Source organism: Brachybacterium muris (assembly GCF_016907455.1).
GTDB classification, from domain to species: domain Bacteria; phylum Actinomycetota; class Actinomycetes; order Actinomycetales; family Dermabacteraceae; genus Brachybacterium; species Brachybacterium muris.
Genome location: NZ_JAFBCB010000001.1, coordinates 839,261 through 855,533 on the forward strand (window position 1 = coordinate 839,261; position 16,273 = coordinate 855,533).

A 16,273-nucleotide genomic window follows, 5' to 3' on the forward strand; every position below is an offset into this window, starting at 1 on the left:
GCCCGGCGCTGGACTAGGCTCTGAGGGCATGAGCGAGAACGAGATCAGGTTCCGGTCCGATGTGACCGTCCAGCTGGTGAAGTCCGCCGCCCAGGACGGCGACGTGGTGTTCGCAGCCCGCGTCTCCACCCAGGGCGAGCAGACCCTCGCCACCGCCGGGGAGGATGCCACCGCCCGGGACAAGGGGCTGATCCGCTACCTGATGCGGGACCGCCACGGCAGCCCCTTCGAGCACAACAGCTTCACCTTCTACGTCGAGGCCCCGATCTTCGTGTTCCGCGAGTTCATGCGGCACCGCATCGCCTCCTACAACGAGGAGTCCGGCCGCTACCGCGAGATGCGCCCGGTGTTCTACGTCCCCTCCCGCGAGCGGAACCTGGTCCAGGTGGGCAAGCCCGGCGCCTACGTGTTCGAGCCCGGCACCGCTGATCAGCACGAGCTGGTGGAGGAGTCGGTGCGCACCGAGTCCACCTCCGCCTACCGCTCCTACCAGCGGATGCTCGAGGCCGGGGTGGCCCGCGAGGTGGCCCGCACCGTGCTGCCGCTGAACCTGTACTCCTCGATGTACACCACCATGAACGCCCGCGCGCTGATGAACTTCCTCAGCCTGCGCACCAAGAAGGACAACGCCGCGTTCCCCTCGTTCCCGCAGCGGGAGATCGAGATGGTCGCCGAGCAGATGGAGGAGTACTTCCGCCAGGCGATGCCGCTCACCCATGCCGCGTTCGAGGACGGCGGGCGCATCGCTCCGTGACCACCACACCTCCCGGGAGGAGACCATGACCCAGCACACCCGCCCCGCGCGTCCCTTCGGGGCGGTGGGGACCGCGATGGTCACCCCGCTCACCGAGGACGCCACCGGCATCGACCTCGATGCTGCTCAGCGCCTCGCCGCCCACGTCGTGGAGCACGGCAACGACATGATCGTCGTCTCCGGCACCACCGGGGAGGCGCCCACCCTCAGCGACACCGAGAAGGTGGAGCTGGCCCGCGCCGTGCGCGAGGCCGTGGGCCCCGAGGTGACGATCCTGGCGGGAGTGGGCACCTACGACACCGCCCACTCGATCCACCTGGCCCGCGCCCACGCCGAGCTCGAGCTGGACGGCCTGCTGGTGGTCACCCCCTACTACTCCAAGCCCGGCCAGGCGGGGATCATCCAGCACACCCTCGCCGTGGCCGACGCCACCGATCTGCCGGTGATGCTGTACGACATCCCCGGCCGCGCCGGCGTGCCCCTCGCACTGGACACCCTGCTGCGGCTGGGGGAGCACCCCCGGATCCTCGCAGTCAAGGACGCCAAGGGCGACCTCCACCAGGCCACCGAGGTGATGCAGCGCACCGACCTCGCCTACTACTCCGGCGAGGACGCCCTGAACCTGCCGTGGCTCTCGATCGGCGCCTCCGGCATCGTCTCGGTGGTCTCCCAGGTGGCGGGCGACATCGACAAGCGCATGATCGACGCCGTGGACCGCTCCGACCTGACCGCCGCCCGCGAGGCCCACCAGCAGCGCACCCCGCTGGTCACGGCGATCATGAACCGCATGCCTGGTGCCGTCTCCGCGAAGACGGCCCTCGCCCTGCAGGGCGTGCTCCCGCACGCCACGATGCGCTCGCCGCTGCTCGCGGCCGGCGCAGAACAGACCCGTGCCCTGGCCGAGGCGCTCGACGCCGCCGCCGGCATCCCCCCACTCGACCCCGCTCGGAGGCCCTCCGCATGACCACCGCATTCACCGAACGCCTGAACCAGCCGCCCAAGGCGCGCCGTGACACCCTGCGCATCATCCCGCTGGGCGGGCTGGGCGACGTGGGCCGCAACATGGCAGTGCTCGAGTTCGACGGTCGCCTGCTGATCATCGACTGCGGCGTGCTGTTCCCCGAGGACGCCCAGCCCGGCGTCGACCTGATCCTGCCGGACTTCGACTACATCCGTGACCGGCTCGACGACATCGCCGCGATCGTGCTCACCCACGGCCACGAGGACCACATCGGGGCCGTTCCCTACCTCCTGCGCCTGAAGCCGGACATCCCCCTGGTGGGCAGCCAGCTCACCCTGGCCTTCGTCGAGGCGAAGCTCAAGGAGCACCGCATCAAGCCGTACACCTTCGCGGTGAAGGAGGGTCAGAAGGAGTCCTTCGGTCCCTTCGACTGCGAGTTCGTGGCGGTCAACCACTCCATCCCCGATGCCCTCGCGGTGCACGTGAGCACCCCCGCCGGGACCGTGCTGCACACCGGCGACTTCAAGATGGACCAGCTGCCGCTGGACGGCCGCATCACCGACCTGCGGGCCTTCGCCCGCCTCGGTGAGCAGGGCGTGGACCTGTTCATGGTGGACTCCACCAACGCCGAGGTGCCCGGCTTCACCGTGGGTGAGCAGGAGATCGGCCCCACCCTGGACGCGATCTTCGCCCGCGCGAAGCAGAAGATCGTGGTGGCCTCCTTCTCCAGCCACGTGCACCGCGTCCAGCAGGTGCTGGATGCTGCCGCGATGCACGGCCGCAAAGTCGCGTTCGTGGGCCGCTCCATGGTGCGCAACATGACCATCGCCGCCGAGATGGGCTACCTCCACGTGCCCGACGGCATCCTGGTGGACGTCAAGCGCATCGACGACCTGCCCGATGAGCAGGTGGTGCTGATGTGCACCGGCAGCCAGGGCGAGCCGATGGCCGCGCTGGGACGCATCGCCAACCGCGACCACCGCGTCAGCGTGGGCCCCGGTGACGTGGTGATCCTGGCCTCCTCCCTGATCCCTGGCAACGAGAACGCCGTGTTCCGCGTGGTCAACGGCCTGATGGCACTGGGTGCCGAGGTGGTGCACAAGGGCAACGCCAAGGTGCACACCTCCGGCCATGCCAGCGCCGGCGAGCTGCTGTACTGCTACAACATCGTGCGCCCGAAGAACGTGATGCCCGTCCACGGCGAGGTGCGGCACCTGATCGCCAACGGGAAGGTGGCCGAGGCCACCGGCATCCCCAAGAAGAACGTGGTGCTGGCCAAGGACGGCCGCGTGGTGGACCTCAAGGACGGCGTGGCCAGGATCGTCGGCGAGATCCCCAACGGGTACGTGTACGTCGACGGCTCCAGCGTGGGCGCGATCTCCGAGGCAGATCTGAAGGACCGCCGGATCCTGGGCGAGGAGGGCTTCATCTCCCTGTTCGCCGTGGTCAACTCCGAGACCGGTGCCCTCATCGCCGGCCCCGAGATCCACGCCCGCGGCGTGGCCGAGGACGACCAGGTCTTCGAGAAGATCCGGCCCGAGATCATCAAGGCCCTCGAGCAGGCCGTGGCCGATCAGTCCAACCGCCGCGACACCCACCAGCTGCAGCAGGTGATGCGCCGCGTGATCGGCCGCTACGTGTCCCAGCGCCTGCGCCGCCGCCCGATGATCATCCCCATCGTCATCGAGGCCTGAGCAGGGCCGCCGCCCACGGCGACCGGGCCGAGGATCACGCCCCAGCATCCATCGCTGCGGCGTGATCCTCGCCCTGTGCGGGGAGAGTCCGGGGCCCGCTTCCCGGGCATGACGGGGCCCACGCGGTAGATTGGCCATCATGGCGACACGTACGTCTTCCCCCGCACGTGCGTCGAAAGGCTCCTCCCGGACCACCGCGTCCGGGACCTCGCGCACCAAGGGTGCCGCGAGCAGTGACCCCTCGGCGCTTCCGCTGCCGGTGCGCGCAGTGCGCTCCGGCTACCTCGCTCTGGCCCGGATGGTCGGCGGTTTCGTCCGCTCCATCGGTGTGCAGCGTTGGGAGGTGGCCCCCGAACTGCGCCGCGACGGCTACGCCCTGTTCCTGATGCTGCTGGCGGTCCTGGTGGCCGTGGTGGAGTGGTGGCAGGCCTCAGGCCCCGTCCTCGGCGCGGTGCACACCGTGGTCGCCGGCACCTTCGGCATCTCCTCGGTGGTGATCCCGCTGCTGATGGCCGGCTGGTCGATGCGCATGTTCCGCCGCCCCGACCAGGTGCGAGCCAACTCCCGCATCGCGATCGGCATCGCGATCCTGCTCATCGCGATCTCCGCGATCGCCTCCGTCTCCGCGCGGCTTCCCGCGCCCGCTGACGGTATCGCGGCCCTGGCTCGCGGCGGCGGCGTTCTGGGCTACCTTGCCGCCGCGCCCCTGGAGGCGCTGCTGCCGCCGGTGGCCGTGATCGTGATCCACTCCCTGCTGATCGCCTTCGGGGTGCTGGTGCTGACCGCCACCCCCGTGGAGTCGATCCCTGCTCGGCTCCGCCACGTGTACGACGCGATGGTGGGACGCAGCGAGGAGGAGGACGAGGAGCGTCTCGCCTTCGGCCTGCGGCCGCGCCGCGTGGACCCTGCCGTGCACGAGCAGGACACCACCGTGCAGCCGGCGGGCCGTCCCCGCCGTCGCAGCCGCCGTGAGAAGGAGGAGGCCGAGCGGGCCGCCGCCGAGGGGCGGGAGCCCTCGGGCGAGGAGCCCTTCGACTCCGCTGTCAGCACCGACGAGCCCGCCCCCCGCGGCCGCGGCTCCAAGCGTGCCGGGGCGAAGCCGGAGCGCCGTGACGCCACCGAGGTGTTCGACGTGGTCGAGGACGAGAACCAGCGCGCCAAGACCTTCCCCAGAGGTGCCGCCGCCGCACCCGCCCCGACCAAGGCAGAGAAGACCGGTGCCGCCTCCGCCGCAGCCGGCGCACCGACCCGCGCCGAGAAGGCCGGCCCGAAGAAGGCCGCCGCGGCCTCCGATGCCAAGGACGAGGCCACCAAGGCCGAACTGGTGCCGCCGCCGATGGGTGACCTGCCGCGTGCGGGCGAGCAGCTGGAGCTGGCCGGTGACGTGGTCTACACCCTCCCGGACTCCTCGTACCTGCTGGAGGGCCCGCCCCACAAGACCCGCTCCGAGGCCAACGACCGCGTGGGCGAGGCCCTCGGTGAGGTGTTCGAGCAGTTCAATGTCAACGCCGAGGTGGTCGGCTTCTCCCGCGGGCCCACGGTGACCCGCTACGAGGTGGAGCTGGCCCCCGGCACCAAGGTCGAGAAGGTCACGGCCCTGGACAAGAACATCTCCTACGCCGTCGCCAGCGCGGACGTGCGCATCCTCTCGCCGATCCCCGGCAAGAAGGCCATCGGCATCGAGATCCCCAACGTGGACCGCGAGACGGTGGCCCTGGGCGATGTGCTGCGCAGCTCCGTGGCGCGCCGCAACGAGCACCCGATGGTGATGGGCGTGGGCAAGGACGTCGAGGGCGGCTACGTGGTTGCCAACCTCGCCAAGATGCCGCACCTGCTGGTGGCCGGTGCCACCGGTGCCGGCAAGTCCAGCTTCGTCAACTCCATGATCACCTCGATCCTGATGCGCTCCACCCCGGAGGAGGTGCGCATGGTGCTGGTGGACCCCAAGCGCGTGGAGCTCACGATCTACGAGGGGATCCCGCACCTGATCACCCCGATCATCACCAACCCCAAGAAGGCCGCCGAGGCCCTCGAGTGGGTGGTGCGGGAGATGGACGCCCGCTACGACGACCTGGCCGCCTTCGGGTACAAGCACATCGACGACTTCAACAAGGCCGTCCGCGCCGGTGAGGTCAAGGCCCCTCCCGGCAGCGAGCGACGCATCGCCCCCTACCCGTACCTGCTGGTGGTGGTGGACGAGCTGGCCGACCTGATGATGGTGGCCCCCCGCGACGTGGAGGCCTCGATCCAACGCATCACCCAGCTGGCCCGCGCGGCCGGCATCCACCTGGTGCTGGCGACCCAGCGGCCCAGCGTCGACGTGGTCACCGGCATCATCAAGGCCAACGTGCCCAGCCGCCTGGCCTTCGCCACCTCCTCCCTGCAGGACTCCCGGGTGATCCTGGACTCCGTGGGTGCGGAGAAGCTGATCGGTCAGGGCGACGCCCTGTTCCACCCGATGGGCAAGGCCAAGCCGATGCGTGTGCAGGGCGCCTGGGTCAACGAGTCGGAGATCCACAAGGTCGTCGACCATGTGAAGACCCAGATGAAGCCCACCTACCGCGAGGACGTCACCGTCGCCGCGGCCAAGAAGCAGATCGACGACGACATCGGCGATGATCTCGACGTGCTGCTGCAGGCCGCCGAGCTGGTGGTCACCACCCAGTTCGGCTCCACCTCCATGCTGCAGCGCAAGCTGCGGGTGGGCTTCGCCAAGGCCGGTCGTCTGATGGACCTGCTGGAGTCCCGCGAGATCGTCGGCCCCTCCGAGGGCTCCAAGGCCCGCGACGTGCTGATCCACCCCGACGGCCTGGCCGGGGCCCTCGCCCGCATCCGCGGCGAGGACGAGCCTGTTGCCGCTGCCCCGGGGGAGGACGTCGAGGCGTATGACGAGGGTGCGGTCGATGTCGAGGAGGAGTACGGCCCCGCCGACGGCGATATCGACCACGAGCAGCAGCCGTCTGCGGGTGAGGACCGCTACGGCACGGACCCGCTGGCCGACGACGGCACGGAGCCGGCGACCGACTACTACGACGAGGACGACCCGGAGGACGGTGAGGACGCATGGAGCCTCACCGGCCGCTGATACCGCCCCCGTCGTCCGCCCCGGACGACCAGCGCGTCCGCACCGCACCGCCCGACCTGTCGGGACCGCACAGACACCAGGAGCCCCGATGACCGCCCCCCGCACGCAGCCCGTCCCGCTGTGGAACATCGCCAACATCCTCACCATGGTGCGGATGGTCATGGTGCCGGTGTTCGTGGTGCTGGCGGTGATGTACCCCGACTCGGTGGGTGGACGGATCCTGGTCACCGCGGTGTTCGTGATCGCGATGCTCACGGACCTGGCCGACGGGCACCTGGCCCGCTCCCGCAGCCTGATCACCGACTTCGGCAAGATCATGGACCCCATCGCCGACAAGGCGATGACCGGCGCGGCGCTGGTGATGCTGTCGGTGTGGGACTACGTGCCGTGGTGGATGACCGTGCTGATCCTGGTGCGGGAGTTCGGCATCACGATCATGCGGTTCACCATCCTGAAGTACGGGGCGCTGCCGGCGAACTGGGCCGGCAAGGCCAAGACCGTGGTGCAGACCGTCGCCATCACCTTCTGCCTGATGCCCTTCGAGCTGTGGTGGGGCCCGGCGAAGTGGATCGGCCTGGCCCTGGTGCTGCTGGCGGTGGTGCTCACCGTCTGGTCGGGCTTGGTGAACCTCAAGGACGGGCTGCGCCTGCGTCGCGAGGCCCTCGCCGGTCCCGGCGCCGGTCTCTGAGGCCGTCGATCCCATGGCCGCGGAGCGACCGGACCCCGCCCCCGTGATCGCCGCCGCCGCGGCACGGGAGCTCACCATCGCCACCGCGGAGTCCCTCACCGCCGGGGCCCTGGTGGCACGGCTGGTGGACGTGCCAGGGTCCAGTGCCGTGGTCGCCGGGGGAGCGGCCTGCTACTCGTACACCGCCAAGGAGCGGGTGCTCGGGGTCGACGCCTCACTGCTGGAGACCGACGGTGCGGTCAGCGCCGAGGTGGCGCTCCAGATGGCTGCAGGAGCGCGTGCGCTGTACGCCGCGGACCTCGCGGTCGCCACCACGGGCGTGGCAGGCCCCGGCCCGGACGCCAGGGGTGTGCCCGCCGGCACAGTGTTCCTCGCGGTGGACCGGGCAGGGGAAGAACCGGTGGTCCAGCAGCTGCAGCTGACCGGGAGCCGCAGCGACGTCCGTGTGGCCACGGTCGATGCCGCCGTGGAACTGCTGCTGCGCGCCCTGGGCGAGGCCGGACGACGCTGAACGCAGGCCGCCCGTCCACAATTCCCAGCCACCTCGAGACGACGGCCACTATGATCTGGGAACACTTGTATGGGTGAGGGCGTTGTGGAGAGCACGATGAACCTGATGTTCAGCGCTCACGCAGCGCACTACGCACAGCACCACCAGAGGAAGGGAGGGAGAGCCATGGCACTGTTCCGCCACGAGCTGGGTGACGTCCTGCGGGATGCACGCCGCTCCCAGGGTCGTACCCTGCGGCAGGTGTCCTCCGACGCCCGCGTGTCCCTCGGCTACCTCAGCGAGATCGAGCGCGGCCAGAAGGAAGCCTCCAGCGAACTGCTGGTCTCGGTCACCGATGCCCTCGGGCTGCCGCTGTCCTTCGTCTTGCGGGAGGTCTCCGACCGCATCGCCGTCGCCGAGGGCGTGTCTGTCCCGGACACCGTGCCCGACGAGCTCACCGACGCCGCCGGCCCCCTGGTCGGCGCCCGCTGAGGTGCGGCGCAGCGAGTTCGGCGAACTGGCCGACCACGTCTTCGGGCCTGCGCTGGCCCGCACCTATGTCCGCGATCTGGTGCTCGAACCGATCGGCGGTCGCACTGCCGAGCAGGCCCTCGACGAGGGCCTGCCGGTGCGTGCGGTGTGGACTGCGCTGTGCGATGAGCTCGATGTGCCGGAATCCGCACGCTGGGAGGTCCCGCCCGAGCAGCGGCGCTGATCGGGCACCGGGGCAGTCCCTGGGGGCTTCCCGAGCCCCTCGGGTGCGACACGCGGGGGATCCGGTCGTGCGACACATTCGTTTCGAACGCTTGTTCGGGTACAGTGATCCGCGACGGACCCTTCGACCCCACGTTCCTCCCCAATGCCCTGTGATCCACAGTGAGACCGGGGCGGCGTGGATTGTCGGAGCCCCCGCCTAGTGTGGCCGCACGGTCAGCACGCCGGCACCCCGGCCCTCTGGAAGGAATCCACTCATGCCCGCACCGAAGAACGCCCCGAAGGACCGCGCGTCCTCCCTTGACGCCGCTCTCGCCCAGATCGACCGCCAGTTCGGCAAGGGCTCGATCATGCGCCTCGGGGACGACACCCGCCCGCCGGTCGAGGTGATCCCCACCGGTTCCGTCGCCCTGGATGCCGCACTCGGCATCGGCGGCCTGCCCCGTGGCCGCATCGTGGAGATCTACGGCCCGGAGTCCTCCGGCAAGACCACCGTCGCCCTCCACGCCGTGGCCAACGCCCAGCGCAACGGCGGCATCGCCGCGTTCATCGACGCCGAGCACGCGATGGACCCGGAGTACGCCAAGAAGCTCGGCGTGGACACCGACGCCCTGCTGGTCTCCCAGCCGGACACCGGCGAGCAGGCCCTGGAGATCACCGACATGCTGGTGCGCTCGGGCGCACTGGACGTGATCGTGATCGACTCCGTGGCCGCACTGGTGCCCAAGGCCGAGATCGAGGGCGAGATGGGTGACTCCCACGTGGGCCTGCAGGCGCGCCTGATGTCCCAGGCCCTGCGCAAGCTCACCGGTGCGCTGTCCTCCACCAACACCACCGCCATCTTCATCAACCAGCTGCGCGAGAAGATCGGCGTGTTCTTCGGCAGCCCGGAGACCACCACCGGCGGCAAGGCACTGAAGTTCTACGCCTCGGTGCGCATGGACATCCGCCGCATCGAGACCCTCAAGTCCGGCCAGGACTCCGTGGGCAACCGCACCCGCGTCAAGGTCGTGAAGAACAAGATGGCACCGCCCTTCAAGCAGGCCGAGTTCGACATCCTCTACGGGGTGGGCATCTCCCGCGAGGGCAGCCTGATCGACCTCGGCGTCGAGCACGGCATCGTGCGCAAGTCCGGTGCCTGGTTCACCTACGAGGGGGATCAGCTGGGCCAGGGCAAGGAGAACTCCCGCCAGTTCCTCAAGGACAACCCGGACCTCGCCGCTGAGATCGAGGACAAGATCCTGCGTGCCCTCGGCGTGGGCCCCTACGCCGCCGAGCAGGCGGGGGATTCCGCCGAAGACGCCCTCGGTGAGGACGAGTTCCTCGACGAGGACGTCCCGGCCACCATCTGATCCGTGCGGTCGGAACCTGCCTCCCAGGCCCAGGCCCAGGCCCAGGCCCGGGCGACGGCTCAGGAGCGGCTGCGGGAGCGCACCAGGGAGATCCTGGAGCGCCCCCGCGCCGCCCCGCACCCGGAGGCCGCGGCCCGCGAGAAGGCCGTGGTGCACGAATGCCGCTACCTGATGCGGCTGCTGTCCACCCGCCGGCGCTCGGCGGGGGAGATGCGGCAGCGCCTGGAGCAGCGCGCGGTGCCCGCCGCCATCGCCCACGAGGCGATGGCCCGCATCGACCGGGCCGGGCTGGTGGACGATGCCGCCTTCGCCCGCGAATGGGTCACCCAGCGCCGCGATCTGCGGGCACTGAGCGATGAGGCCCTGCGGCGGGAGCTGCGGGCGCGCGAGGTGGGGGATGCGCACATCGACAAGGCCCTCGCCATCGGTGGCCCCGGGGATGAGGAGCAGCGTTGCCGCGAACTGGTGCGCACGCGGCTCCGCCCCGAGCAGCACCGCCTCGACGACGACCCTGACGGGGCGCATCGGCGCCGGATGGCACGCCGCCTGGACGCCCTGCTCACCCGCAGGGGCTACCCGGGCGACCTCGCCGTGCGCGTGATCTCCAGCGAGCTGCGGGACGCCACCACGCAGTGAACCTCACGCCACAGGCCCCGTAGGGCACCACCGGCACGCCGTACCCTGGATCCACCATGAGCACCACCACCGCCACCAGCACCGCAGACCTCACCTCGAACGCGCCGCGCGGCACCTATCAGGTGCGCACCTTCGGCTGCCAGATGAACGTCCACGACTCCGAGCGCCTCACCGGCCTGCTCGAGGAGTCCGGCTACGTCGCGGCCCCGGCCGATGCCGACGCCAAGAAGGGTGAGGTGGACGTGGTGGTCTTCAACACCTGCGCGGTGCGGGAGAACGCCGACAACAAGCTCTACGGGAACCTCGGTGCCCTGCGGCCCGCCAAGGACGCCCACCCCGGCATGCAGATCGCGATCGGCGGGTGCCTGGCCCAGAAGGACCGCGCCACCATCGTCGAGCGCGCCCCCTGGGTGGATGTCGTCTTCGGCACCCACAACATCGGCTCCCTGCCGGTGCTGCTGGACCGTGCCCGGCACAACGCCGAGGCACAGGTGGAGATCCTCGAGTCCCTCGAGGTGTTCCCCTCCACCCTGCCCACCCGGCGCGAATCCGCCTACGCCGCCTGGGTGTCCATCAGCGTGGGCTGCAACAACACCTGCACCTTCTGCATCGTCCCCGCCCTGCGCGGCAAGGAGAAGGATCGCCGCCCCGGCGACGTGCTCGCTGAATATTCGCCTCGCTGGGGTCCGCTGATCGAGGGTTCGGGTGCCACGTCGCTGCCGTAGCGGTGGCGTCGTTCGGGACCACCAGTGGTGTCGTTGGGGCCGCTCTGTCTACGCTCCTTCCGCCGTGTGTATAGGGCACGCGGCGGAAGGAGCAATCTGGAATGGTACGGAAGATCAGGGCGAAGCTGGTGCTCCAGCTGCGCGCAGAAGGTCTGTCGGGGCGAGCGATTTCGTCCTCGCAGGGCATGTCCCGCAAGTCCGTGAGGGCGGTGTTCGAGGCCGCTGACGCTGCAGGGATCGGGTGGGGCGATATCGCGGACGTCGCCGATGAGCAGGTGTATGCCCGGTTGTTCCCGGGCCGGGGCGAGCACGAGAGCGTGTTCGCACAGCCGGACTGGGAACAGGTCCATCGAGAGATGGCCAGGGTCGGCGTGACGCTGAAGCTGTTGCACGGCGAGTACTTCGACGCGACCACGGCGGCTGGGGATCCGGCGATGGGGTATGACCGGTTTTGCCGCACCTACCAGCACCACGTCATGGTCACCGGTGCCGCTTCGAGAGTCGGTCACAAGGCCGGCCAGAGCGTGGAGGTCGACTGGTCCGGCCCCACGATGGAGCTGGCCGATCCGGTCACCGGCGAGGTCTCGAAGGTGTTCTTGTTCGTTGCCTGCCTGCCTTTTTCTCGTTACGCGTTCTGCTTCCCGGCGCTGGATATGCGCCAGGAGTCCTGGCTGCGAGCGCACGTAGCGATGTTCGAGGCGCTGGGCGGGACGGTCCCGAGGATCGTTCCGGACAACCTCAAGACCGGTGTGGTGAAGCACCCCCGCGAGGGCGAGATCGTCCTGAACGATGCGTATCGCGAGATGGCAGCGCATTACTCGGCGGCGGTGCTCCCGGGGAGGGTGCGGAAACCGAAAGACAAGGCGAGCGTGGAGAACACCGTCGCGCACGTCGCGACCTGGGTCATCGCCGGGCTGCGGGATCAGCGATTCACGTCCCTGCCCGAACTTGCAGCCGCCATCGGGCAGCGGATGGAGGCCTATAACGCGGAGCCGTTCCAGAAGCGGCCCGGATCCCGCGCCAGCGTGTTCGACGCGGAGGAGCGGCCGCTGCTGACGCCGCTGCCGGCGGTGCCCTACGAGATCTCGACATGGCACTACGGACGACGAGTGGGCAGGAACGGGCACGTCACGTTCGCGCGGAACTTCTACTCCGCGCCGTTCGCGCACATCGGCGCGAAGGTCGATCTGCGCATCACGGCCCGGACGCTGGAGATCTATCAGGGCAGCCAGCGACTGACCAGTCACCTGCTGCTCCCGGAGACCGCGAGCAATGAGTACCGCACCAACGACGCGGACCTACCTGCGGGCGAGCGTTTCCAGGCCTGGGACGCGCAGAGGGTGCGGGCGTGGGCAGATCGGGTCGGGCCGGCCACGGTGATCGTGATCCAGCGGATCTTCGAGTCCGTGCCGATCGTGGAACAGGGCCTGGATCCCGCGTTGGCGGTGCTACGGCTCTCTCGCCGCTTCTCCGTAGATCGGGTCGAGGCGGCCTGCGCACTCGCGCTGACGGGACGGGTCCGTTCACCGCGCTATGCGCATCTGCACCCGATCTTGGCCACCGGGCAGGACAAGGTCGCCGCCCTGCGTCCACCCCGCGAGGAACCCGCGGAAGACGGCGGATACGTCCGTGGCGCCGACTACTACGCCGGAGGTGTCCGGTGAGCGTGATCGATAACGACACGAAGCGGAAGCTGCGCGAGATGGGCGCGACCGCGCTGCTGGACGCGATCGATGCCCAGGATGAGGCTCACGTGCTGGGGATGTCGTTCCAGGAACGGCTCCAGCTGATCGTGGACGAGGCGCATTCCATCTTCAATCATGGAAAGGTCGAGGGTCTGATCCGCCGGGCGGGGCTGCGTTATCCCGGAGCGGACCTGCGGCGGCTGGATCTGGTCGAGGAACGGGGACTGAACCGGAACGTGATCGCGCAACTGGCAACCTGCTCCTTCATCCAGCGGCAACAGAACGTGGTCTTCCAGGGCTTCACCGGCTCAGGGAAGTCCTACCTCGGCTGCGCGCTGGCGAAGCAGGCCTGCCAGCACCGGCTCCGAGCCCACTACATCCGAATGCCCGACCTCGAAGAGGCCTGGGCCCTGGCAAAGGACAAGCCGCAGGGCCAGACGAAGTTCCTGCGGAAGTACTCCACGTTCTCGCTGCTGGTGATCGACGAGTGGCTGCTGGACCATCCTGACGAGGGAATGCGTTCGATGCTGCTGGAACTGCTCGAGCGCCGCTATGACACCGGCTCGACCGTGTTCTGCACCCAGTACCCGAAGAAGGACTGGCACGCCCGGCTCGGTGGAGCAGTCCACGCCGATGCGATCATGGACCGCATCGTGCACAACACAATCTGGATCGACACCGGCGACAGGAACATGCGAGAACACACCGCACTGCCCCAGTGACCCGATGCCGGCGGGAGCCAGTGGTCCCCACCGCGGCGGCTACTGGCCCCCGTCGGCACGATCGGCGGTCCCCAAGAGCAAGATTCGGTGGCTCCCACGACTACGAATACTCACTCGCGGAGGTGCGCGATGTGGTCGAGGCCGGCGCCATCGAGGTCACCCTGCTGGGCCAGAACGTGAACTCCTACGGCGTCGAATTCGGTGACCGCGGTGCCTTCGCCAAGCTGCTTCGCGCCTGCGGTGACATCGAGGGCCTGGAGCGGGTTCGCTTCACCAGCCCCCACCCGGCGATGTTCACCGATGACGTGATCGAGGCGATGGCCGAGACCCCGAACGTGATGCCGCAGCTGCACATGCCGCTGCAGTCCGGCTCGGACGACGTGCTGCGCCGCATGCGCCGCTCCTACCGCTCCACGAAGTTCCTGGGCATCCTGGACCGGGTGCGTGAGCGCATCCCCGAGGCCGCCATCACCACCGACATCATCGTCGGCTTCCCCGGTGAGACCGAGGAGGACTTCCAGGCCACCCTGGACGTGGTGGAGGCCTCCCGCTTCTCCAGCGCCTTCACCTTCCAGTACTCGATCCGCCCCGGCACCCCCGCGGCCACCATGGACCAGCAGATCCCCAAGGCCGTGGTGCAGGAGCGCTACGAGCGGCTCACTGCCCTGCAGGACCGCATCACCTACGAGGAGAACCAGCGCCTGGAGAACCAGGTGGTCGAGGTGCTCGTGGCCGAGGGGGAGGGCGAGCGCGACCGTGAGACCCACCGCATCTCGGGCCGGGCCAGGGACCACCGCCTGGTGCACCTCGCGCTGCCCGCTGATCTTCCCGAGTCCGAGCGGCCCCGACCGGGGGACCTGGTCACCGCGACCGTGACCCGGGCTGCGCCCCGCTACCTGATCGCCGACAGCGCGGTGGTGCCGGGCCGCACGTGGCAGCAGCTCGATCCGCAGCAGTTCTCGGTGCGGCGCACCCGCTCCGGGGACGCCTGGGAGGCCGGTGTGCAGGGGATCGAGCAGTCAGGTGCCTGCGGCACCGGCCACGGCGGAGGCGGTGCGCCGTCCGGTCCGGTCGTGCTGGGGATCCCCAGCCTGCGCACCCGCTGACGCGCGGCCTGCCTGGGAAGGGGCGTCAGTCGTCGAGCTCGTCGAGCTCGGCGCCCAGGCGCTCCTCCAGGCTGTGGAAGAACGCGATCACGGTGCTTAGGCCGCAGGTGATGGAGTTGTCGATCTGGTCGTCCAGTGCCCCGGCGCGGAAGTCCGCGGCGAGCTCGCCGTACACGCCCAACAGGCCCTCGGACTCACGGCGCACGTAGACCTTCGGCCAGATGCGGTTCATGTTCCACTCGTTGCAGAGCTTGACCATCTCCACCTTGCGGGACACGTCCACGGTGTGGTTCCAGCGGCCACGGGTCTGCATCACACCGTGCTCGTCACCGGTCAGCATGAACTGGAAGCGGTAGTCGTCGAAGCGGGCGCGCAGCACGTCAGGGTGCTCCTCGTCCTCGACGAACGCGTAGCCGAGCCGGGCGAGGCTCTCCTCGACGCGCTCCAGGGACATCGGCTCCAACGCCGTGCGCGACCCCGTCGCGGTGGGGGACTCGTTCGGTGCAGTCACATCAACCTCGTCCTGCGATCGTGAAGGGAACGGCCCGAGGATCATCGGGCCGCTGCTCACCATACTCCTTGCACCTGGTGGTACGGGCGGTGGTGAGGGTGATCCCGCTGACCCCGCCGACGCGCTCAGCAGCCGCTCGATGTGAGGCCCCACCACTGGATCCTGCCCACCACGGCATGCTGCCCCGCCACGACATAGGGTGCAGTCCATGGACCCCGCCCCGCTCGTCGCCGTCGTCGGTGCGACCGCCACCGGGAAGTCCGATCTCGCGATCACCCTGGCCCAGCACCTGGACGGCGAGATCGTCAACGCCGATGCCCTGCAGCTGTACCGCGGCATGGACATCGGCACCGCCAAGGTCCCGCCGGAGGAACGGGCCGGCATCGCGCACCACCAGCTGGATGTCCTGGACGTCACCGAGGAGGCCAGCGTCGCCGCCTACCAGCGTGAGGCCCGCACGGCGATCGCCGACATCCGGGGCCGGGGGCGGGTACCGATCCTCGTCGGGGGCTCGGGCCTGTACGTGCGGGCCGTGCTGGACGACATCGAGTTCCCGCCGACCGACCCCGAGGTGCGAGAACGCATCGAGCAGCGGGGGGAGCACATCGGCGCCGCCGCTCTCCACGCGGAGCTCGCCCAGGTCGATCCCGACTCCGCGACCGTCATCGGCGCCGGCGACATGCGGCGTATCGTGAGGGCGCTGGAGGTGGGGGAGCTGACCGGCCGCCCCTACACCGCGTTCCTGCCCCGCCCCGTCCACCGCGACCCCTCGACGGTGCAGATCGGCCTGCGGCTGGACCGCGCCGGGCTGCACGAGCGCATCGGCCTCCGTGTGGAGCGGATGGTCCACCGAGGACTGCTGGACGAGGTGCGGGGGCTGCGCGGGCGGGGGCTGGACCGCGGCCGCACCGCACGCCGCGCCATCGGGTACGAGCAGGCCCTCGCGGTGCTCGACGGCACCATGGACTGTGAGACTGCGATCGAGTCCACCGTGGTGGGCACCCGCCGCCTGGTGCGCAAGCAGGACACCTGGTTCCGCCGCGACCATCGCGTGCGGTGGATCGACGCCGCCGAGCCCGGCCCACAGCTGCTCGAGCGTGCCCTGACGCAGCTGCCCGGGTCCCCGCAGCGCGACCACCCGGCGAACTAG

At 69.7% G+C, this 16,273-nt stretch carries 15 protein-coding genes and 1 pseudogene; 15 read left to right on the forward strand and 1 reads right to left on the reverse strand.

Annotation, left to right across the window (positions count from 1 at the left end; all coding sequences use genetic code 11):
- Nucleotides 1-28: 28 nt before the first annotated feature.
- The 14 genes and pseudogenes from thyX to JOD52_RS03970 all read left to right on the forward strand — a co-directional run bounded on the left by thyX (nt 29) and on the right by JOD52_RS03970 (nt 14,612).
- Nucleotides 29-754, forward strand: a complete 726-nt coding sequence (thyX, locus tag JOD52_RS03905) for an FAD-dependent thymidylate synthase (protein ID WP_017822769.1) — start codon at nt 29-31, stop codon at nt 752-754.
- A gap of 25 nt (nt 755-779) precedes the next feature.
- Nucleotides 780-1,718: a 4-hydroxy-tetrahydrodipicolinate synthase gene (gene dapA / locus JOD52_RS03910; RefSeq protein ID WP_204408852.1), complete on the forward strand. Its 939-nt coding sequence runs from the start codon at nt 780-782 to the stop codon at nt 1,716-1,718.
- Nucleotides 1,715-3,409 (forward strand): ribonuclease J, encoded by a 1,695-nt coding sequence (locus tag JOD52_RS03915; RefSeq protein WP_017822767.1) that lies wholly within the window; start codon nt 1,715-1,717, stop codon nt 3,407-3,409. The genes dapA and JOD52_RS03915 overlap by 4 nt, the downstream gene beginning before the upstream one ends.
- 139 nt (nt 3,410-3,548) lie before the next feature.
- Nucleotides 3,549-6,494, forward strand: coding sequence for an FtsK/SpoIIIE family DNA translocase (locus tag JOD52_RS03920; protein ID WP_239551774.1), 2,946 nt, complete (start codon nt 3,549-3,551; stop codon nt 6,492-6,494).
- 88 nt (nt 6,495-6,582) lie between these two features.
- The gene (gene pgsA / locus JOD52_RS03925) at nt 6,583-7,182 is read left to right on the forward strand and encodes a CDP-diacylglycerol--glycerol-3-phosphate 3-phosphatidyltransferase (protein WP_017822765.1); all 600 of its coding nucleotides are present in this window, start codon (nt 6,583-6,585) and stop codon (nt 7,180-7,182) included.
- A 13-nt stretch (nt 7,183-7,195) separates the two neighbouring features.
- On the forward strand, nt 7,196-7,693 hold the full coding sequence (locus JOD52_RS03930; RefSeq protein WP_017822764.1) for a CinA family protein: 498 nt from the start codon (nt 7,196-7,198) through the stop codon (nt 7,691-7,693).
- A gap of 165 nt (nt 7,694-7,858) precedes the next feature.
- The gene (locus tag JOD52_RS03935) at nt 7,859-8,164 is read left to right on the forward strand and encodes a helix-turn-helix domain-containing protein (RefSeq protein ID WP_031306961.1); all 306 of its coding nucleotides are present in this window, start codon (nt 7,859-7,861) and stop codon (nt 8,162-8,164) included.
- A gap of 1 nt (nt 8,165) precedes the next feature.
- A complete protein-coding gene (locus tag JOD52_RS03940) occupies nt 8,166-8,387 on the forward strand; it encodes a DUF3046 domain-containing protein (RefSeq protein WP_017822762.1) in 222 nt (73 codons plus the stop codon).
- A gap of 256 nt (nt 8,388-8,643) precedes the next feature.
- Entirely contained in the window at nt 8,644-9,738 is a 1,095-nt protein-coding gene (recA, locus tag JOD52_RS03945) for a recombinase RecA (RefSeq protein WP_017822761.1), read from the forward strand.
- Nucleotides 9,739-9,741: 3 nt separating this feature from the next.
- Nucleotides 9,742-10,374, forward strand: a complete 633-nt coding sequence (locus JOD52_RS03950; RefSeq protein ID WP_017822760.1) for a regulatory protein RecX — start codon at nt 9,742-9,744, stop codon at nt 10,372-10,374.
- 56 nt (nt 10,375-10,430) lie between these two features.
- A pseudogene (locus JOD52_RS03955) lies at nt 10,431-11,042 on the forward strand (tRNA (N6-isopentenyl adenosine(37)-C2)-methylthiotransferase MiaB); the annotation flags it as partial.
- 158 nt (nt 11,043-11,200) lie between these two features.
- Entirely contained in the window at nt 11,201-12,763 is a 1,563-nt protein-coding gene (gene istA / locus JOD52_RS03960) for an IS21 family transposase (protein WP_204408388.1), read from the forward strand.
- Nucleotides 12,760-13,506 (forward strand): ATP-binding protein, encoded by a 747-nt coding sequence (locus tag JOD52_RS03965; RefSeq protein ID WP_338124028.1) that lies wholly within the window; start codon nt 12,760-12,762, stop codon nt 13,504-13,506. Before istA ends, JOD52_RS03965 begins: the two co-directional genes overlap by 4 nt.
- 20 nt (nt 13,507-13,526) lie before the next feature.
- Complete coding sequence (locus tag JOD52_RS03970; RefSeq protein WP_338124046.1) at nt 13,527-14,612, forward strand: MiaB/RimO family radical SAM methylthiotransferase; 1,086 nt, start codon at nt 13,527-13,529, stop codon at nt 14,610-14,612.
- A 25-nt stretch (nt 14,613-14,637) separates the two neighbouring features.
- On the opposite strand, the gene JOD52_RS03975 is transcribed toward JOD52_RS03970, so the two are convergent.
- Complete coding sequence (locus tag JOD52_RS03975) at nt 14,638-15,123, reverse strand: type III secretion system chaperone family protein (RefSeq protein ID WP_237738643.1); 486 nt, start codon at nt 15,121-15,123, stop codon at nt 14,638-14,640.
- Between the two features lie 208 nt (nt 15,124-15,331).
- On the opposite strand from JOD52_RS03975, the gene miaA reads away from it, so the two are divergent.
- Entirely contained in the window at nt 15,332-16,273 is a 942-nt protein-coding gene (gene miaA, locus JOD52_RS03980; RefSeq protein ID WP_239551780.1) for a tRNA (adenosine(37)-N6)-dimethylallyltransferase MiaA, read from the forward strand.